Genomic DNA, 19,803 nt, shown 5'->3' on the forward strand with positions numbered 1-19,803 from the left:
AGCGTGTAGATCGCGGATTTCCCGAACGCCGTCTTGTCGCTGATCGCGATTCGTCCCCCGTCCGGCGAAAGGCCGTGATCGTTGTTCAGCAGGGTGGCGAAACCGGTGTCGATCATCTCCGGCACCGGGTTTGCAAGGCCGATCCGAAAGAGCCGGCCGTCGCCGTTGAGGATCAGCCCGTCGCCGTCGGGCGTGAAATTCGGCGCCTCGACCAACCGGTCCGTCTGCCAGACCACGCGGGTCTCGCCCGTTTCCACGGTGAACACTTCAACCGAACTGCGCATATCGTCCTTCCTCGTCCCGGCTCTTTTTGCCCGGCTTTCCCTGCCCAAGCCTCCACCCAGGCGGTTTCTGCCCAAGCCAACGCCTAAGCCGCCGCCCAAGCCGACACGCCGGCCTTCCTACCCGGTCGTGTCCCTGCTTGAGGGCTGTTGCCGCTCATGGGGATGCGATGGTTCGCCTGCGATCACGCGTATTGTGCGTGGGAAAGCACATTCATCCTCTGTTCAACATGACACCGATATGACAGGCATGCGAAGAATTTGTGAAGGGAGCCGGCCATGGCGAGTTTTCAGTCTGCCGTGAACGCAAGACCCTCCGCGGACGTCTACGGACCCGGTGTGGCGCAGGACGTCCGTCCCTCAAGGCTTCTGTCCCACCTTCGCAGCACCCTCATCTCTTTCCTGCTCGCCGTCTCGCTGATCTTCATCGTCGAGTGGATCGCGCGCAACTCCGCGGCCGAGGCGACGGCGTTCTTCCTCGATCCTGCGCGGCCCGCCTGGGTCACGGCCTTCATCTTCTTCCTTCTCTTCCTGGCGGTGGATGCGATCGCCGGTCGCGCCGAATACGGCATCGTCCTGATCGCCCCGCTTGCGCTGGTGCCGGCCCTCGTGACGCGCCAGAAGCAGATCTTCCTGTCCGATCCGCTCTATCCGACCGATTTCCTGTTCGGCCGGCAGATCATGGAGCTGATGCCGGTCCTGGTGCGCGACCGCCCCGGCACGGCGATCGGCATTGCCGTCGGGCTCGTCCTGTCGCTGGCCGGCCTCACCTGGCTCGTGCGCCACGCCTGGCGCCGCTTCCCCCGCCTCACGCGCCGCCAGCGCCTCGCGCGGCTCGCGGTCGCCCTGCCGCTGCTGGGCGGCTTCTACCATCTTATGGACTACAACCAGTTCTCCTGGGTGCGCGATCGGCTGCAGATCATTCCCATCATGTGGGACCAGACCGAGAACTATCGTCACAACGGCTTCACGCTCGCCTTCGTGCTGAACCTACCGATGGCCAATGTGGCCGCCCCCGCGGGCTACATGGCCGACGCCATCGACAAGATCCCGACCGAGCCGGTCGCGGCCGGCACGACGCATCGCGGCAAGCCGGATGTGATCGTCGTCATGAGCGAGTCCCTCTGGGATCCGACGCGTCTGCCCAACGTCACGCTCTCGCCGGATCCGATGCCGACGATCCGCAGCCTGCAGTCCGGCGCGGTGTTCTCTCCGGAATTCGGCGGCATGACCGCCAATGTGGAGTTCGAGGCGCTGACGGGCTTCTCGAACGCGTTCCTGCCCTATGGCAGCATTCCCTATCAGCAGTATATCCGCAATCCGATTCCGTCGCTTGCGACCTTCTTCCGCGGCGAAGGCTATGTCGCCCGGGCCGTCCACCCGTTCCAGGGTTGGTTCTGGAACCGCAGCGCCGTCTACAAGGCGTTCGGCTTCGAGCAGTTCCGCTCGGAGGAAAGCCTGCCGCCCATGGAGAAACGCGGCATCTTCGCCTCCGACGAAGCGCTGACGAAAGAGATCATGCGCCAGGCCGACGAGCTGCGCGACCCCTTCTTCTTCTTTACGGTGACGCTGCAGGGCCATGGCCCCTACGAGGCGAACCGCTATGCGAAGAACACGATCAAGGTCGAGGGCGATCTGCCGGAAAACGACCGGCAGGTGCTGGCAACCTATGCGCAGGGCGTCAAGGAAGCGGACGACAGCCTGAAGATGCTGATGGACTGGGCCAAGACGCGCGACCGGGAAACGATCATCGTGCTGTTCGGCGACCATCTGCCGCCCCTGAACACGGTCTACACCTCGACCGGCTACATGCCGGACGTCACGGCCTCGCGAAAGGGCACCGTCGACCAGATGTCGTCCAGCCACGAGACCCCGCTGGTCGTCTGGTCGAACAAGTCGGGCCCGGTCAAGGATATCGGCACGATCAGCCCGGCCTTCCTGTCCTATCAGGTCCTGAAGACCGGCGGCTTCGAGCATCCCTACTACACGGCGTTCCTCGGCGACGTCTTCAGCCGCTACCACGTCGTCGATCGCTACATGCTGATCGATGCCGCCGGCAAGGACACCGAAGCCTGGTCCCGCAACAAGAAGATCGCCCCCGTGCTGCGCGACTACCGCTTTCTCCAGCACGACATGATGTTCGGCAAGCGCTACGGCACCGACCGGTTCTTCGAGACCCACGGCGCGCTCTTCCCCCAGCCGGTGATGTAGGCCACCGCCCGCCTCGCGTCTGACCCGCATACGACGCCGCACACACTGACGTCATGGTCGCCCCGCGTGGCCTGGCGGAGCAGGCGTCGCCCCCTCTCACGGGGGTCGCAAGCGCGAGAGCGCTTCCCGAACGAAAAAAGGGTGCGGACAGTGCCCGCACCCTTTTCTGCGACGGTTTTGCGCCCCGCTATGCCGCGCGGCGGGCGCCGGGGTTGAAGCCCTGTCCCAGCTGGAAACGGGCGAGCAGCTGCTGCAGCTGGCGGCTCTGGTCGGCGAGCGTTTCGCTGGCCGCCGTCGTCTCCTCCACCATGGCGGCGTTCTTCTGCGTCATCTGGTCCATCTGGTTCACGGACGTGTTGATCTCGCCGAGCGCCGTTGCCTGCTCGCGCGAGGCCGTGGCGATGCTTTCGACATGGGCGTTGACCTGATTGACCAGCGTTTCGATTTCGAGCAGCGCGGCCCCCGTCGAGCGCACCAGCGTCACGCCGCCCTCGACCTCGGTGGCCGAGGCGCTGATCAGCGACTTGATCTCCTTGGCCGCATTGGCCGAGCGCTGCGCAAGCTCGCGCACCTCTTGGGCAACGACGGCAAAGCCGCGACCCGCCTCGCCGGCCCGCGCCGCCTCGACGCCGGCATTCAGCGCCAAGAGGTTGGTCTGGAACGCGATCTCGTCGATCACGCCGATGATCTGGCCGATGCGGCTGGACGACCCTTCGATGCGCTCCATGGCATCGACGGCACTGCGGACGATCAGGCCGGACCGCGCCGCGCTCTCCTTCGTCTCGCGCACCATTTCCTGCGCCTCGTGGGCGCGCGTGGACGACGTGCGCACCGTTGCGGTGATCTCGTCGAGGGCGGCCGCCGTTTCCTCCAGCGCCGCGGCCTGCTGCTCGGTGCGCTTCGACAGGTCGTTGGCCGCACCGCTCAGTTCCGCCGAGCTGTCCGAGATCGTCGAACCCGCCCCGCGCACGCTCTCCATGGTGGAGCGCAGCGTGACCATCGTCGCGTTGACATTGGCCTGCAGTTCGCCGAACGCACCCTGGAAACGGCCATTCATGCTCTGTGTCAGGTCGGCCTGCGACAGGGCCTCGATGACGCGGCGGAGTTCCGCGATCGCGTTGTCCACGCTGCCGACGAGCTCGTTGACGCTCGCAGCAAAGCGGTTGAGGTCCGGCGAGCCGTAATCCCGGTTGATGCGTGCCGTGAAGTCGCCGGCGACTGCTGCGGCCACCACGGAGGCGATGCTCGACTGCAGGTCGCTGCTGCTCGCCTGGAGCGCGGCTTCCTGCGCCTTCATGTCGCGCATGGCGATGGCGTTGCGACGGAAGACGTCAAGCGCGCGGCCCATCTCGCCGATCTCGTCGCGACGGTCGGTTTCCATCGTGCCGACATCGAGTCGTCCCTCCGACAGGTCGCGCATCACGCCGGTCATGGCGCGCACAGGCGCCACGATGCCGCGGCGCGCCACGAGCAGGCTGACGAAGCCGCCGAGGGCGATGGCGGCGATGGCCGCCCCGATTTCCACGACCATCGCCATGGAGGCGCTCTCGAGCGCATCGGACCGGGCTGCGGCCAGCGCGTCGCCGGAATAGGTGCTGTAGGCCTTGACCGCCGTCGTGACCGCCTTCTGTGCATCAAGCGCCGTGGAAAGCGGTGCCGTCATCGAGGCGCTGGTCGCGCCGGGCGCCGCGGCCGCATCCACCATCGCGTTGATGGTCGTGAAATAGGCCTGCAGCTTGTCTTCCACCGTCTTCAGCTGGGCACGCTGCGTCTCGTCGGCGGCCGTTTCGATCTTGGGCAGCCGCGCCAGCATCTCGCTCTGGCGGCGCGCCGATTCGGTGCGGACATCCGCCGCCTTGGAAGGATCGGCCGCGAGCTGGTAGGTCATGCGGCTGATCGAAATGACGTCCACCCGCAGATCCATCGCCTCCCGGGCGACCTCCTCTCGCATGCCGACGGAAACCATGGTGTCCCCGAGCGCGCCGATGCCGCGTATGCCGACGGTGGCGATGGCGGCCGAGGACAATCCCATGACGAGGACGACCAGCCCAACCTTCTTCAGGATGGAAAGATTTTTTAACGACATGCGGAACTCCGGCGAAGCGCATCACCGCGCAATAGACAGGGAAAGGGGGAAAGAGGACTCATGTCCGGCAAGGCGCATCGGGACTTTCGCACATCGCGCGGTTTCATTTTTAGCGCGGAAACGAATAACTAAGGCTTAACTTACCTTTATGCCTGCCGTCGACGTTCGTTTTCAGGCTTCCACGGACACAGTTCCGCCGGAAACGGGGCGACAGGGCTGAAGAAATCCCGCCGAGACCCGGAGCCCGCATGTCCAGCATCGAAGAAATCTCCCGCCGCCTCTTCAACAAACCGGCAGCCGCGCTGGGCGCGGTGGAACGCCATGTGCTCGGCCGGGCGCATGCACGTCAGACGCTGTCGGAAGACGTCAATGCCCGTTTCGTCGCAAGTCAGGATCTCGGCGATCGCGTCGCCGACCAGATCGCCCGCATCGGCGGCTCCTGGGGCTTCATCATCAGCTTTCTCGTGTTCCTCGCCGGCTGGGCGCTGGTCAACACGGTGCTTCTCAGCCAAAGCGCCGCCTTCGATCCCTATCCCTTCATCTTCCTCAACCTCGTGCTGTCGATGGTGGCTGCGCTGCAGGCGCCGATCATCATGATGTCGCAGAACCGGGAAGCGGCAAAAGACCGGCTGAACGCGTCCAAGGACTACGAGGTCAACCTGAAATCGGAAATCGAGCTGATCTCGCTTCATCACAAGATCGACGACGTCCTTTTGCGCGAAATCGCCGCGCTGCAGGCCAATGTCGCCCGGCTGCACGATCGTCTCGAAGCCTACGAAACCCGCCGCGACTGAGCGCGGGAGGAGAACGCTCCTGACGAAGACGAAGAAAGGGCCGGAGATCGCTCCCCGGCCCTTTCCTGTCTGTCTCGATGAACCAATGCGCGGCGGCTTACGCCCAGCCGTTGACCAGCATCCGCTTCTCGTCGCGTCCGCCCTTCATGCGCTCGGCAAGCAGGAATGCCAGTTCGAGCGCCTGGTCGGCATTGAGGCGGGGGTCGCAATGCGTGTGGTAACGGTCGGCAAGGTCGGCGCCCGAAAGCGCGCGGGCGCCCCCCGTGCATTCCGTCACGTCGTTGCCGGTCATCTCGATATGGATGCCGCCCGGATGCGTGCCCTCGGCACGGTGGATCTGGAAGAAGCTCTCCACCTCGCTCAGGATCCGCTCGAACGGCCGCGTCTTGTAGCTGTTGAGCGTGATCGTGTTGCCATGCATCGGATCGCAGGACCAGACGACCTTCTTGCCCTCGCGCTGCACGGCGCGGATGAGGCGCGGCAGGTGCTCGGCAACCTTGTCGTGGCCAAAGCGGCAGATCAGCGTCAGCCGTCCCGCCTCGTTGGCCGGGTTCAGGATGTTGATGAGCTCGATCAGCCCGTCGGCCGTCATGGACGGGCCACACTTCAGACCGATCGGGTTCTTGATCCCGCGGCAGTATTCGACATGGGCGTGGTCGGGCTGGCGTGTCCGGTCGCCGATCCAGATCATGTGGCCGGACGTCGCATACCAGTCGCCCGAGGTCGAATCGACGCGCGTCAGCGCCTGCTCGTAGCCGAGCAGCAGCGCCTCGTGGCTGGTGAAGAAATCCGTTTCGCGCAGCGACGGGTTGGTCTCCGGCGTGATGCCGATGGCCTTCATGAAGTCCATCGTTTCGGAAATCCGGTCGGCGAGCTTGCGGTAGCGCTCGGCCTGCGGGCTGTCCTTCACGAAGCCGAGCATCCACTGGTGCACATTGTCGAGATTGGCATAGCCGCCCATCGCGAAGGCACGCAGCAGGTTGAGCGTCGCGGCCGACTGGCGGTAGGCCATGATCTGCCGTTCCGGGTTCGGAATGCGCGCCTCGGGCGTGAAATCGATGCCGTTGATGATGTCGCCGCGATAGCTCGGCAGCTCGGTCTCGCCCTGGCGCTCGATGTTGGACGAGCGGGGCTTGGCGAACTGGCCAGCGATACGGCCGACCTTGACCACCGGCTGCTGAGCGCCGAAGGTCAAGACGACGGCCATCTGCAGGAAGGCGCGGAAGAAGTCGCGGATCGTGTCCGCGCCATGCTCGGCAAAGCTTTCGGCGCAATCGCCGCCCTGCAGCAGAAAGCCGCGGCCTTCCGAAACATTGGCGAGCGCCTTCTTCAGGTTGCGCGCCTCGCCCGCAAAGACGAGCGGCGGATAGGTCGCCAGCTGCGCCTCGGTCGCCGCCAGGGCGGATGCATCCGGGAAGTCGGGAACCTGGCTGATCGGCTTCTGCCGCCAGCTGGTCGGTGTCCAGTTCTGTGCCATCTCGTTTCGCCTTTCACGGTCCCGCCTCGTCCGGCGGGCCTCGTCGCACCGGCACCCCCTCCGGCGCCGTCTTCGATGCGGGCTTATAGACGTTAAGACGCCGCTTGCAAAGCCCGTCGGCCGGTCACGCACAGCGCGCGGCCGATCAGGCACTCGCCGTCTCGCAAGCGCCGCGATCTACACTCTTCCGCATCGCACCGGCGGGGCTACAAGAGGGATATCCAGCGCCGGCGAAAAGCGGGCGGCTTTCGCCGATCCGCTCGACCAGCCGGCCTGGAAGGGCCTCAGCTGGGTCGTGCCCGTCCTCACGGCCGTCACCGGCGGGACGCGGCCGCGCCCGAAAAGGCCTTCGGGAACGCTCCGGCAGCAGCCCGCCCGGTTCTACACGCGCTCGCCGTTGCGGATGCGATAGCTCGGCGCGTACATCGTCACCAGCTCTTCCGACGCCGTGGGATGCACGGCCATGGTCCGGTCGAAATCGTCCTTGGTCACGCCGGCCTTCAGGGAGATGCCGAGAAGCTGGGCCATCTCGCCGGCGCTCGGCCCGAGAACATGCGCGCCCACAACCTTCCGGTCCGCGGCGTTCACCACCAGCTTCATGATCGTCTTCTCCGACCGGCCCGACAGCGTGGCCCGCATCGGCCGGAATTCGGTCCGGTAGATCTCGACGTCGCCGAGCGTCTGCGCGGCCTCGTCTTCCGAAAGGCCCACGGTGCCGATCTCCGGCTGGGAGAAGACGGCGGTGGCGATGAGGTCGTGATCGGGCGACGTCGGGTTGCCCTTGTACTCGGTCTCGATGAAGCACATGGCTTCGTGGATGGCGACCGGCGTCAGCTGCACGCGATTGGTCACGTCTCCCAGCGCGTAGATGCCCGGGGCGCTGGTGCGCGAGAAGGCGTCCACGATGATGGCGCCCTGGTGGTCCGTCTTGACCCCCGCGGCGTCGAGCCCCAGCCCTTGCGTGTTGGGCACGCGGCCGAGCGCCAGCATCACCTGGTCGACGGTCAGGATCTCGCCCTTCAGGGTCGTCACCTGCCGCCCGCCATGCTCGCCATCCGAGATGGTCTCGATGATGTCCTCGCAGAGGATGCGGATGCCCTTGTCGACCATCGCCTTGTGCAGGCCCTGGCGCATGTCCCGGTCGAAGCGGGAGAGGATCTCCTTGCCGCGATAGATCAGCGTCGTCTCGACGCCCAGCCCGTGCAGGATGTTGGCGAACTCCACCGCGATGTAGCCGCCGCCGGCGATCAGGATCGACCTTGGCAGTTCGGGCAGGTCGAACACCTCGTTCGAGGTGATGGCCAGTGCGCTTCCCGGAAGCGCATCGTGCGGCGACGGCCGGCCGCCGACGGCAATGACGATCCGTTCCGCGGTGACGATCTGCCCGGTCGAAAGCAGCTTGATGCTGTTCGGCCCGACGAGCTCGGCCCGGCTGTGGAAGATGTCCGCACCGGCATTGGCAAGACCCTTCTGGTAGAGGCCTTCCAGCCGGGTGATTTCTGTCTCCTTCGCCGCGACCAGCTTGTGCCAGTCGAACGATGTCTCGCCCACGGTCCAGCCAAAACCTTCGGCGTCCTGAAAGTCGGTCGAGAACATGGAAGCGTAGACATAGAGCTTTTTCGGCACGCAGCCGCGGATGACGCAGGTTCCGCCATAGCGGAATTCCTCGGCGATCCCGACCTTCTTGCCGAGCGAAGCCGCAACGCGGCCGCTGCGCACGCCGCCGGATCCGCCGCCGATGACGAAGAGATCATAGTCGTAAGATGTCATGGAAGGCTCCGGGGACGAGAGACGAGAACGGGGGTCAACGGGCGCGGCGCGGTCTGTTCCGTCCTGTCCGGCGCAGCCTGTCGGCATGTCGCTGATATAGTGCGCCGCGCCGGCAAAAGAAAAGCCCCCCGGAGAGGTCCGGAGGGCTTTGACGATCCGCAGCGGCGATCACGCCGGAGACGAAACGAGGAGATCAGGAAAAATGATCGGGAAAGCCGATCCTCAGGGTGCCGGCGCGGGGGCCGGAGCCGTCGGCGGCTGGCCGGCGGCGTCGGCCGGCGGCGCCAGCGTCGACTGCAGGGCCTTGGTGGCTTCGGCGCTCAGGTCACGCGACACGCCGGCTGCCCAGATATCGGCCGCCTTCATCATTTCGCGCGAGGCGATCGGGCCGTCGTTCAGAAGCTTCTTGCCGGCGTCCGACTGGTAGAAGGCGCTGATGGCGTTCAGCTGCTCGATCGTGAAGGTCTTGGCGTAGATGGTTGCGGCTTCCCGCTCGAGGTCGGCGCGGCGGCCGGCCAGCTCCAGCGCCTTGGCATCGACCGTGGTCGAGATCAGGTCCTGGTAGTTCGGCGACGACTGGATCAGGTTGACCTTCAGCCGCTCGGCGAGATTGGGGAGAATATTGTCGAAATTGTCGGTCGCACCGATGGAGGCGATCGCGGCGCGCGCGGCCTTCAGGTGATCTTCCGTCACGTCCTGGGCAAAGGCAGCCGGTGCGGTTGTTGCGAGAAGAACGAAGGCGGTCAAGACGCGGACCCGGCCTGCAAATCTGTTCATTCGAAAAAGCTCCTGTATGTTCAAGGGCGTCGTGTCGGTTCGACGCGTCCGGTAAAGTCTGTGGGGGATCAGGCCGATCGAGCGCTCGTCATCTCCCTGGCACCCGCCGCGCCGGCGATGATCGCCAGGGACGCCATGCCGATGAAGAGGCCGTGTTCGACCACGCCCGGAAGTCCGTTCAGCTCGCGCGCCAGCGCATCTGCATCAGGAATGCGGCCAAAAGATGCATCGACGATCAGATGCCCGCCATCGGTCTCGAACAGGCCGTCGCCCGAACTGCGCAGCACCAGATCGCCCGAAAGGCCGAGCCTTGCGGCCGTTTTCTCGATGGCGATCAGCGTCGCCTTCTGCCCGAAGGGATTGATTTCGATCGGCAGCTTGAACGCGCCGAGCGTGTCGACGACCTTGCTTTCGTCGGCAATCACGATCATGCGCGCCGACGAGGCCGCGACGATCTTTTCCCGGAGCAGCGCGCCGCCACCACCCTTGATGAGGTTGAGGGCGGGATCGACCTCGTCCGCACCGTCGATCGTCAGGTCGAGTTCCGGCAGCTCGTCGAGCGACCGCAGGGGAATGCCGAGGTCGAGGCAGAGCCGCGCCGTACGCTCGGAGGTCGGAACCCCTTCGATGCGGAATCCCGAAGCGACCTTCTCGGCCAGAAGCCGGATGAACTCCTCGGCTGTCGAGCCGGTGCCGATCCCGAGCCGCATGCCGTCCTCGACATGGGCCAGCGCCGCTTCAGCGGCCTTGATCTTCATTTGGCGGGCATCCATGCGCCGCTGTCTCCCGTTGAACCCGTCGTCCGGGCAAGGCCCGGCCGCCCGGAGGTTTACACGGCCCATGCGACAGAGGAAAGCCCCCGCCGCGAAGACCGTCGCAGCCAGGTGCCTTCCCCCTGCACCTGCCCCGCACCTGGCCCGCATCGGCCTGGCCCGCCCGCTTTCCGGGCGTGCGCGATTCCCGGAGATGCCGGGCCGTCTTCCCGGCGAAACAAGCGAGGAGCCGCCGCAGATCGCGAACGGACCAATGCGGATCGGGGCAAAGGATCCGCCCGAACGATTGCATTTCGCGGCCCGGTCGCATACGCCCACGGGCAACCTCAGACCGCAAAAGGCCCTCCCCGATGCCCCTCTCGACCTCTGCTTCCGCGTCTTCGGGCGCCCTGCCGCCGGCCACCATCGTCTTCGACCTCGACGGCACGCTGGTCGATACCGCACCCGATCTGGTCGCAAGCCTCAACCATGCGGTGACCCAGGCCGGCCTGGCACCGGTCGGCTATGACGACCTGACGCATCTCGTCGGCCACGGCGCGCAGGCGATGATCGAGCGGACCTTCGCGATGCGCGAGAAGCCGTTGAGCGAAGACGATCTCGCCTGGCAGATGAAGGAGTTCGTTGCGCATTACCACGCCACCATGCCCGGCGCATCGATGCCCTATCCCGGCGTGCTCGATGCCATGGACCGGCTGTCGGCTGCCGGCTATCGCCTGGCCGTCTGCACCAACAAGCTGGAAATGCTGGCACGGACGCTGATCGAGGCGCTCGGCCTGACGTCCCGCTTTGCCGCGATTACCGGCGGCGACACGTTCGATGTGCGCAAGCCGCATGCTGAGCACCTGCTCGCCACCATCCGCCTTGCCGGCGGCACGCCCGGGCGTGCGGTGATGATCGGCGACAGCCGCAACGACATTCTCGTCGCGCACAACGCCGAGGTTCCCTCCATCGCCGTGCCCTTCGGCTATTCCGATGTCGCCGTGGAGACCCTGGCGCCGTCCGTGGTCATCTCCCACTTTACCGAACTCACCCCGGACCTCGTCGAACGCCTTCTCGCCGGACAGGCGTGAAACCGGGCGCGCTCGGGCCGAGGCCGATCGCGAATGCAGGTCGCCCGAGAGTATGCACCGGTTTCGGCAAACGACATGCATCACGATAAGATCTTCAAGCGGGTCGCGTGACTCCTTTTTCACGCAACGCGCTTAGCCCGCGGCCTTCGTGGCGATCGTCTCCATGACCAGCGCTGCTGCGCGCTCGCCCGGCGGCACCTCCGTGCGCATGATATCCCAGACAGCGTCGAACCCGCCGATCATGGCACGCCGCTCCGGCGTGTCGGCAGCCAGCCGCTCCATCCAGCGGGCAAGCGCGCCCGGCCGGATGGACTCGTTGAAATATTCGGGAACGATGACGTAGTCGCCGATCAGGTTCGGCAGGTTCGCCGTCCAGATCCGGATGCGCTTGTGCATCATGCGGATCAGCCAGTCGGCCTTATAGGTCGAGACGACGGGAATGCTGCAGAGGCCGAGCTCGAGGATCACCGTGCCTGAGGCCGCCATGGCGACGTCGGCCTGCGCGAAGGCCGCCCATTTGGCCTGCGCGCCCACCCGCACCTCGACATCCACCGGCCAGTCGCGCACGAGCGCGCGCACGGTGTCGGCCTGCCGCGGCACGGTGGGCAACACGAAGCGGAAGCCCGGGGAGCGCTTGGCCAGGATCTCCACCGCTTCCCGGAACACCGGCAGCAGCCGCGTGATTTCCGAACTGCGCGAACCCGGCAGAAGGAGACAGGTCGGCTGCCAGCCATCGCGCGCGCGCGCGTCGCCCTTCGCCCACTGGGCCGCGCGGACGGAGAGGACATGCTCGTCGGAGGCAAGCCGATGCCCCACATAGGTCGTCGGCGGGCCGCCGAGCGTCACCATCGCCTCGGGCTCGAACGGCAGGACGGCGAGCACGTGGTCGACATAGGGCCGCATGCGCAGGGCCCGCTCCGGCTTCCAGGCCCAGACGCTCGGGCAGACGTAGTCGACGATCGGCAGCCCGGGCATCGACGCCCGCACGCGTTTGGCGACGCGATGGGTAAAATCGGGGCTGTCGATGATCACCAGCACATCCGGCCGCGCCGCGATGACCGCATCCGCCGTCTGCCGGATGCGCCGGAGAAGCGTCGGCAACCGGGCGAGCACCTGCGAAATGCCCATGATCGACAGTTCGGAATAGTCGAACAGCGACACCAGGCCCTGCGCCTCCAGCTCCTCGCCGCCGACGCCGACGAGCGAGACGGGGCCGGCACGCTGCTTCAGCGCCCGGATCAGGTCTCCGCCAAGCAGATCGCCGGACACTTCGCCGGCGATGATGGCGACCTTGAGGGGGTCGGCCCTGTTTTCATTCGGCATGCACGCACCTCGTCCATCTGAGAGTTCCGACGCGGCTCCGGCGCGTCCTTCCGTCCTGCACGCGCCCCGTGCCCTGCGCGGGCCGTCGTCAGGACAGCGGCTGCGTCCGGTCGAGCCCCGTCACGAACAGCCCCGAACGATCGGCGCTCTCGATGGTTGCGGCGCGCTCCAGAACCAGCGCCCGGCCCGCTTCCACCGCGATGCCGGCGAGACCGGCCGTAAGCGCGCTTTCCACGGTCGAGGGCCCGATCGACGGGAGATCGGCGCGCAGATCCTGTTGCGGCTTGCAGAGCTTGACCAGCACGCCGCGCCGCCGCTGGGAAATTCGGCCGTCGCGCCGCAGGCCGGCCACGCGCGCGATCATCGCGTCGGTGCCCTCCGGCCCCTCCAGCGCGACGACACGGCCGCCAACGGCAATGGCGCCCTGGCCCACGTCCAGCGCGCCGAGCGCATTGGCGGCAGCCGTCGCCACGGCGATGTCCCTGAGATCGTCGCCATCGGGTGCAATCCGGCCGATCGGTCCGATCTCGGCGAGAAGCGCCGGCACGATATCCTGGACGCCGATGACACGAGCTCCGCTCGCCTCGATCAGCGCGATCGCCATTTTCAGCACCGCATCGTCCCCGCCCGATATCAGCGTCTTCAGAACCGCAGGCACGCGCGAGAGCGTCTTCAAGGTCGGGCGGATGTCGCGCCATTCCGGACGGCGCTGCACGCCGCCGGTGAGCACGACCCGGTCGATGCCCTCCTGGCGGAAGGTGGCGCTGATGTCCCGGAAGTTGCCGATGCCGAGCGTCCGGCTGTCATAGCCGCTCCAGCCGTCGCCGGCCTCCCCGGTCAGCGCGATGATGTAGGGGTTTTCGCCGCTCGCCCGTGCCGCATCGGCCACGTGATGCGGCAGACGACCGCCGCCGGCGATGATCGCCAGCCGCCCTTTGCCGGCACGACCGCCAAGTCCCGGCGGTGTCGATACCGCCAGCGGATCCTTGGAGGATGGGCCGGGCATGGCGCTCAGCCCTTCTTTCCCCGGGTGGGGGATGACAGGGCCCGGTCGCTGTCCGCACCGATGAAATCGAGAATCTCGAGCACAGGCGCACAGTCGAGGTAGTCCTGCCGGATCGCGGCGGCATTGGCGCGCACGGAGCCCGTTCCGTCGAAGATCTGCTTGTAGGCGCGGCGCACCTCGTGGATCACGGCCTTGTCGTGGCCCGCGCGCGACATGCCGACGACGTTGAGACCGGAGAGAATGCCGGGATTGCCGTTCAGCATGCCATAGGGAATGACGTCGTAGCTCACGGCCGAGAGACCGCCGACAAAGGCCTGGCGGCCCACGCGGGTGAACTGGTGGACGGCCGAGCCGCCGCCGAGGATCGCCCGGTCTTCCACGACCACATGGCCGGCCAGCATCACGTTGTTCGACAGGATGATGTTGTTGCCGAGCCGGCAGTCATGCGCCACATGCGCATAGGCGAGAAACAGGTTGTTGTCGCCGACGGAGGTCAGCCCGCCATGCTCCACCGTGCCGGTGTTCATGGTCACGCCCTCGCGGATCGTGCAGTTCGCACCGATCACGAGCCGCGTATCCACGGCGCTGTGATGCACGCTCTGCGAATCGCCGCCGATGACGGCGGAGGGGAAGATTCTCGTGCCGCGGCCGACGCTCGTCCGGCCGATGACGACGACATGGCTCATCAGCACCACGTCGTCGGCCAGCTCCACCTGACCGCCCACATGGCAGAACGGACCGATGGTGACGTTCTCGCCGATGACGGCCCCGTCTTCGACGACGGCGGACGGATGAACCTTGGCGCTCTCGGCAATCATGTCAGGCTTCGTCCTTGCTGATGATCATGGCGCCGATATCCGCTTCCGCGACCAGCTGCCCGTCAACCTTGGCGTCGCAGTGAAACTTCCAGATACTGCCGCGCTGCTTCTGCTTGACCACGTGATACTCGACGCGGTCGCCCGGCACGACCGGCTTGCGGAAACGCGCATTGTCGATCGTCATGAAGTAGACGAGGTTGCTGCCCGTCGCGGTCTTGCGCGCGCAGATCGCGCCCGCTGTCTGCGCCATGCCCTCGATCAGGAGAACGCCCGGCATGATCGGCTGGTCGGGAAAATGCCCCGTGAAATGCGGCTCGTTCGCCGTCACGTTCTTGATGCCGATTGCCGAGTTGTCGCTGTCGATCTCGATGATCTTGTCGACCAGCAGAAACGGATAGCGGTGCGGCAGGAGCTTCATGATCTCGCGAATGTCGGCCGTGCCGAGAACGTTTGCCCCTGTCTTTTCGGTTGGCATATCGCCGGTTGGGGTATCGTTCATTGCTTGTCTCCCGTCGTCGTCTTGCGCTTTCTTAGATTGGCCCGCGCCGCAATCTCGGCCGCCTCCCGCAGGAAGTCGCGCATGGGACGCGCGGGAATGCCGCCATACCGCTCGCCGGCCGGCACGTCCGCGGCCACGCCGCTCATCGCGCCGATCTGGCTGCGGTCGCCGATCGTGATATGTCCGTTGATCGCGGCCGCGCCGCCGATCATCACGCCGTCGCCGATGCGCGTGCTGCCGGCAATGCCGACCTTCGCCGCAATGCCGCAGTGACGCCCGATGCGGACGTTGTGGCCGACCTGGACCAGATTGTCGATCTTCGTGCCTTCGCCGATAACGGTGTCGTCCATGGCGCCGCGGTCGATCGTCGTGTTGGCGCCGATCTCCACGTGATCCTGCAGGATGACGCGGCCGATCTGCACGATCTTGATCATGCCGCCGCGCGGTCCCGGCGCATTGCCGAAGCCGTCCTGGCCGATCCGGGCGCCGGGATGAATGATCACATGGTTGCCCACGAGGGCACAGAGGATCGTCGCGCCGGCGGAAATCGTGCAGTCGCGCCCGATCCGCACGCCGGGGCCGATGACGACGCCGGCAGCGATGCGCGTGCCGGAGCCGATCTCCACCCCTGCCCCGATCACCGCGGTTGCCTCGATGTCGATGCCGTCCTCCAGCCGCGCCGTCGGATCGACGAAGGCCGCGGGGGAAATACCGCTCTGGCCACCGAGATTCTGGACCGGGCGCAGCGCATCCGGATGGAAGATCGCCCCGGCCAGGGCAAAGGCGGTGTGGGGATATTTGGCGAGCAAGACGGGAATGTGCGGCGGCACGATCGACGCGACCGCCTCGTTGCAGATCACCGCGGCGGCCTGCGAGGTCGAGAACTCGTCGCGATAGCGCCGCTGCAGCATGTAGCAGACGTCGCGAGGGCCGGCCCTGTAGGTCGGCGCGATGGACGAAACGATCCGGTCGCCGGCCGTCTCGTCCTGCAGCGAAGCGCCGATGCGCTCCGCCAGATCGCTCAGGCGGAGCCCGTCATGCGGCGGGAAAAACCAGTTAGCATCCATGGGCCAGACTCCAGAACAGTTTGGCATGCAGTTCTGGACTGCCGATATCAGAAATTCGACGAAATACCGAACTTGATGTTCTGCACCTTGTCGTAATCTTCCTTGGCGATCGGAACAGCGTAGTCGACGCGGAGCGGACCGAAGGGCGATGCCCACAACAGGCCGACGCCGACCGAGGCCCGCAGCGATGCATCCGTTCCGACGACCCGGTCGCTGGCCCTGACCTTGACGTCGTTGCCATAAAGCGTGCCGGCATCGGCGAACACGGCGCCACGGAACCCGGCGTCGCGCGGAATGCCCGGCAGCGGGAACGTCGCTTCGGCCGAGGCCGTGAAGTAGGTCGTGCCACCGACGGCATCGTCATATTCGCGGCTGCGCGGACCGATACCGTTGCGCTCGAAACCGCGGATTTCGTTGCTGCCGATCTGGAACTGGTCGAACACTTCCATCGGACCGGTGGTCCCGACCACGTGGCCGGCGCCGGCCGACAGCGACGCGATCACGTCGGCGTCGTCGTTGACCGTGTAGTACCACTTGGCCTTGGCCGTCAGCTTGTAGAAGTCCGACGTGCCGCCGAGGCCAGCCAGTTCCTGCGTCGCCGTTGCCAGGATGCCTTCATGCGGCAGCTGGGCGTCGTCGAGCGAATTGTAGGTGAACGAGTTGGAAACCGACGAGCGCGTCCACGGCGAATTGTTGACCACGCGGCGGTAAGGCGTCGACAGGTCGTTCAGTTCGTCGTCCGACGCGTGATAGTTCAAACGCGTGAAGTTGTAGCGCAGCGTCGACGACAGGCGCTCGGTGATCGGCGCGGTGACGCGCAGGCTGAAGCCCTGATCCTCGTAGCTGTAGTTGTCGTCGTTGAAGTCGTTCTCGTTCTTGAACACGTCGAAGCCGGCGGCCAGACGGTAGCCGAGGAAGTAGGGCTCGGTGAACGACACGTTGTAGGTCCGGCTGTCTTCGCCGCGACCGGCTGCAATCCGGATGTACTGGCCCCGGCCGAGGAAGTTCTTTTCCTCGATCGACGCTTCCACCAGGAAGCCGCCACCGCTGCCGGCCGAATAGCCGGCGCCGATGCCGAACGAACCGGTCGACTGGTCCTGCACGTCGACGACGACGACGACGCGGTCGGCCGCACTGCCCTGCTGGGTCGAGATGTTGACGGTCGAGAAGTAGCCGAGCGCTTCCAGGCGGCGCTTGGCCGTTGCGATCATTTCCTGGTTGAAGGCGTCGCCTTCGCTCATGTCGAATTCGCGGCGGATGACGTAGTCGCGCGTGCGGGTGTTGCCGCGGATCTCGATGCGCTCGATATAGGCGCGCTCGCCCTGGTCGACGAGGTAATCCACGGCGATCGTGCGGCCCGCAAAGTCGCGGTTGCCGCGCGGCGTGACGCGGGCGAAGGGATACCCCTGCGCAGCGACGCGCTTGGAGATCTCCGACATCGTTTCCTGGACGTCCTTGGCCTTGTAGATCGTGCCCTGGCGGCTCTGGACGAGGCCCTTCAGCTCATCGGCATTGATGCCTTCGACGGTCGATTCGACATTGACCGGACCGAAGTCGTAGCGCTCGCCTTCTTCGACCGTGATGGTGATCGTGTATTCGTTGGCGGTCTCGTCGAGAACGGCATCGGAATTGACGACGCGGAAGTCGGCGTAACCGCGGTTGTAGTAGAACTGGCGGAGCTGCTCCTCGTCGGCACGCAGCTTGTCGGCATTGTAGACGTCCTTCCGGTTCAGGAAGGAGAGGATGCCGGACTTCTTGGTGGCGATGACGCCCTGGAGACGGCCGTCGCTATAAGCGTTGTTGCCGACGAAGTTGATCGCGCGGATCTTCGTGCGATCGCCCTCGTTGACGACGAAGGCGACATTGATGCGACCTTCGGCGACCGGAGCGGTCTGCACGGTGACGGTCACGTCGTTGCGGCCGATGCCGGCATAGGCATCCTTGATCGACTGGATATCGGCCTGCACGGTCGCCTCGCTATAGGCGCTCAGCGAGCGGGTCTTGACGACCCCGGCCAGCTTGTCGTCGGTGATCTTGCGGTTGCCGTTGAAGACCACCTGGTTGATCAGGTTGTTCTCGCTGACGTTGACGACCAGCGCGCCACCGGACACGTTGATGCTGACATTGGAGAAGTAGCCCGTGTCGTACAGGCGCTTCACCGAAGCGTCGATGTCGGCATTGGTGAATTCCCGACCGGGAACGATGGTGATGTTGGAGCGGACCGTTTCGGCGCTGACACGCGTCGCACCGCGAACGTCGACGCGGCGGATCGTCGCGGCTTCAGCGACAGACGCACTGGCAAAAAACACGACGCCAGTTCCAGATGCGACAATCCCTGCAGACAGCGCAACCGCCGACACCGCGTTCAAAAACTTTGAACCAGCCTTCATGTTCTGATCTTACCTTCTTCCAATGTCCCGCGGCGAACTCGTGCCGACTCCGGTCATGCCTGCCGTTTTACCCGCTTTTCTCATACAAGCAAGGTAGCACGTTAATTTCCGTTTACTTCAATTCCCACCGTGGCTGAACGGCCACTACAGACAAGAATTATCGTAAACAAATCGTTTCTAATCAAATCCTTGAAGAGAAGCTTCGACCGTTTTAGCGCCTCTTCCTTAACCTTTAGCCAACCGCGCCGCTCATTCGCCCGACAAGGGAAGAAATATCGTTCCAGGTGGCAAACACCATCAGCATCAGAACCATGGCAAAGCCGATGCGGAAGGCGATATCCTGCGCGGAGGCGCCGAGCGGCCGGCCGCGGATCGCCTCGATCGCGTAGAACATCAGGTGTCCGCCGTCGAGCACGGGCACCGGCATCAGGTTGAGAAGGCCGATCGAGACCGACAGGACGGCGGCAAGCTGGAGCACCGCGGCGACGCCAAGCGTCGCCATCTGCCCGGAGGCCTGCGCCACGCGGATCGGCCCGCCCAGCTGGTCGGCCTTCATGTGCCCGGTCACGAGATTGCCGAGATAGGCGAAGGTGCCGGTCACGATGTGCCAGCTCTCGATCGCGCCCTGCCCGATCGCCTCGAGCGGCCCGAAGCTCTGCAGCCGGAAATTGCCGCTCTCCTGGTTCGTCAGGATGCCGATGATGCCCATTTCCATCTTGTTGCCGAACTGGTCGGTGATCTCGCTGCGTTTCGGCACCATGGGCACCTGCAGGAGTTGCCCGTCGCGGCGGATTTCCACGACGATCGGAATCTCCGGGCGCACGCCGACATAGCGGCGGACGTCGTCGAATGTCGTCACCGTCGAACCGTCGATGGAGACGAGAAGGTCGCCCGGGCGGATCCCCGATTCGGCAGCGGCACTGCCGGCCTTCACCTCGGACACCACGGGATCGGCGATCGGCTTGCCGTAGGTGGAGAACAACAGGGCGTAGATGACGATGGCGAGCAGGAAATTGGCGATCGGCCCGGCGGCAACCGTGGCGGCACGCTTCCACAGGGCGGCTCCGAGGAAGGTCTGCCCGCGCTCCTCGGCCGACAGGCCCTCGAGGGCCCGGTAGTCGGGCGTGCTCGCCGCATCCTCGTCGCCATAGAACTTGACGTAGCCGCCGAGCGGAATGGCGCAGATCTTCCAGCGCGTTCCCCGGCGGTCGTTGAAGCCGACGAGCTCGGGCCCGAATCCGATGGAGAAGGCAACGATCTTGATGCCCGACCAGCGCCCGACGAGATAGTGCCCCATCTCGTGCACGAAGACGAGCAAGGTGAGGACAAGCAGAAACGGGACGATATAGCCCACGAAGATATGCAGAAGATCGGCCAGATAAGTCATCGTCGTCCTTGTCAGATCGCCGGAGGCGGGCTCAGATCGCCGGAGGCGGGCTCAGATCGCCGGAGGCGGGCTCA

15 protein-coding genes and 1 pseudogene are annotated in these 19,803 nt (G+C 65.6%); 3 read left to right on the plus strand and 13 right to left on the minus strand.

Features of this window, described 5'->3' with window-relative positions; translation table 11 throughout:
* A pseudogene (locus tag ASG03_RS22070) lies at window positions 1-284 on the minus strand (TolB family protein); the annotation flags it as partial.
* A gap of 276 nt (window positions 285-560) precedes the next feature.
* On the opposite strand from ASG03_RS22070, the gene ASG03_RS15730 reads away from it, so the two are divergent.
* Window positions 561-2,492 (plus strand): LTA synthase family protein, encoded by a 1,932-nt coding sequence (locus tag ASG03_RS15730; protein ID WP_062694432.1) that lies wholly within the window; start codon window positions 561-563, stop codon window positions 2,490-2,492.
* Between the two features lie 187 nt (window positions 2,493-2,679).
* On the opposite strand, the gene ASG03_RS15735 is transcribed toward ASG03_RS15730, so the two are convergent.
* The gene (locus ASG03_RS15735) at window positions 2,680-4,578 is read right to left on the minus strand and encodes a methyl-accepting chemotaxis protein (RefSeq protein ID WP_062694434.1); all 1,899 of its coding nucleotides are present in this window, start codon (window positions 4,576-4,578) and stop codon (window positions 2,680-2,682) included.
* Window positions 4,579-4,826: 248 nt separating this feature from the next.
* Here ASG03_RS15735 and ASG03_RS15740 point away from each other — a divergent pair, with 248 nt between their 5' ends.
* The gene (locus ASG03_RS15740; RefSeq protein WP_062473761.1) at window positions 4,827-5,372 is read left to right on the plus strand and encodes a DUF1003 domain-containing protein; all 546 of its coding nucleotides are present in this window, start codon (window positions 4,827-4,829) and stop codon (window positions 5,370-5,372) included.
* Between the two features lie 97 nt (window positions 5,373-5,469).
* Here ASG03_RS15740 and ASG03_RS15745 read toward each other — a convergent pair whose 3' ends face one another.
* The 4 genes from ASG03_RS15745 to rpiA all read right to left on the minus strand — a co-directional run bounded on the left by ASG03_RS15745 (window position 5,470) and on the right by rpiA (window position 10,169).
* Window positions 5,470-6,849 (minus strand): class II 3-deoxy-7-phosphoheptulonate synthase, encoded by a 1,380-nt coding sequence (locus ASG03_RS15745; RefSeq protein WP_062473763.1) that lies wholly within the window; start codon window positions 6,847-6,849, stop codon window positions 5,470-5,472.
* A 381-nt stretch (window positions 6,850-7,230) separates the two neighbouring features.
* Window positions 7,231-8,619, minus strand: a complete 1,389-nt coding sequence (gor, locus tag ASG03_RS15750; RefSeq protein WP_062694435.1) for a glutathione-disulfide reductase — start codon at window positions 8,617-8,619, stop codon at window positions 7,231-7,233.
* A 222-nt stretch (window positions 8,620-8,841) separates the two neighbouring features.
* Window positions 8,842-9,396, minus strand: a complete 555-nt coding sequence (locus tag ASG03_RS15755; RefSeq protein WP_062473772.1) for a DUF2059 domain-containing protein — start codon at window positions 9,394-9,396, stop codon at window positions 8,842-8,844.
* Window positions 9,397-9,464: 68 nt separating this feature from the next.
* Window positions 9,465-10,169, minus strand: coding sequence for a ribose-5-phosphate isomerase RpiA (rpiA, locus tag ASG03_RS15760; RefSeq protein WP_062694437.1), 705 nt, complete (start codon window positions 10,167-10,169; stop codon window positions 9,465-9,467).
* Window positions 10,170-10,519: 350 nt separating this feature from the next.
* Between rpiA and ASG03_RS15765 the strand changes: the two genes are divergently transcribed.
* Window positions 10,520-11,239 carry an HAD family hydrolase gene (locus tag ASG03_RS15765; RefSeq protein WP_062694439.1) on the plus strand — a complete coding sequence of 240 codons (720 nt, stop codon included), beginning with the start codon at window positions 10,520-10,522 and terminating at the stop codon, window positions 11,237-11,239.
* Between the two features lie 132 nt (window positions 11,240-11,371).
* On the opposite strand, the gene lpxB is transcribed toward ASG03_RS15765, so the two are convergent.
* The 7 genes from lpxB to rseP form a co-directional block, all read right to left on the minus strand.
* On the minus strand, window positions 11,372-12,562 hold the full coding sequence (gene lpxB, locus ASG03_RS15770) for a lipid-A-disaccharide synthase (protein WP_062694440.1): 1,191 nt from the start codon (window positions 12,560-12,562) through the stop codon (window positions 11,372-11,374).
* A gap of 88 nt (window positions 12,563-12,650) precedes the next feature.
* Entirely contained in the window at window positions 12,651-13,568 is a 918-nt protein-coding gene (locus ASG03_RS15775) for an LpxI family protein (protein WP_082475803.1), read from the minus strand.
* A 5-nt stretch (window positions 13,569-13,573) separates the two neighbouring features.
* Window positions 13,574-14,386, minus strand: coding sequence for an acyl-ACP--UDP-N-acetylglucosamine O-acyltransferase (lpxA, locus tag ASG03_RS15780; protein WP_062694442.1), 813 nt, complete (start codon window positions 14,384-14,386; stop codon window positions 13,574-13,576).
* Window position 14,387: 1 nt separating this feature from the next.
* On the minus strand, window positions 14,388-14,861 hold the full coding sequence (gene fabZ / locus ASG03_RS15785) for a 3-hydroxyacyl-ACP dehydratase FabZ (RefSeq protein WP_062474542.1): 474 nt from the start codon (window positions 14,859-14,861) through the stop codon (window positions 14,388-14,390).
* A 20-nt stretch (window positions 14,862-14,881) separates the two neighbouring features.
* A complete protein-coding gene (lpxD, locus tag ASG03_RS15790) occupies window positions 14,882-15,952 on the minus strand; it encodes a UDP-3-O-(3-hydroxymyristoyl)glucosamine N-acyltransferase (RefSeq protein ID WP_062473783.1) in 1,071 nt (356 codons plus the stop codon).
* Between the two features lie 47 nt (window positions 15,953-15,999).
* Window positions 16,000-18,342 (minus strand): outer membrane protein assembly factor BamA, encoded by a 2,343-nt coding sequence (gene bamA, locus ASG03_RS15795; protein WP_062473786.1) that lies wholly within the window; start codon window positions 18,340-18,342, stop codon window positions 16,000-16,002.
* Window positions 18,343-18,574: 232 nt separating this feature from the next.
* A complete protein-coding gene (gene rseP, locus ASG03_RS15800; RefSeq protein WP_062694444.1) occupies window positions 18,575-19,729 on the minus strand; it encodes an RIP metalloprotease RseP in 1,155 nt (384 codons plus the stop codon).
* Window positions 19,730-19,803 lie beyond the last annotated feature (74 nt).

The sequence above is a fragment of the Rhizobium sp. Leaf341 genome (assembly GCF_001424325.1).
GTDB lineage: Bacteria > Pseudomonadota > Alphaproteobacteria > Rhizobiales > Rhizobiaceae > Ferranicluibacter.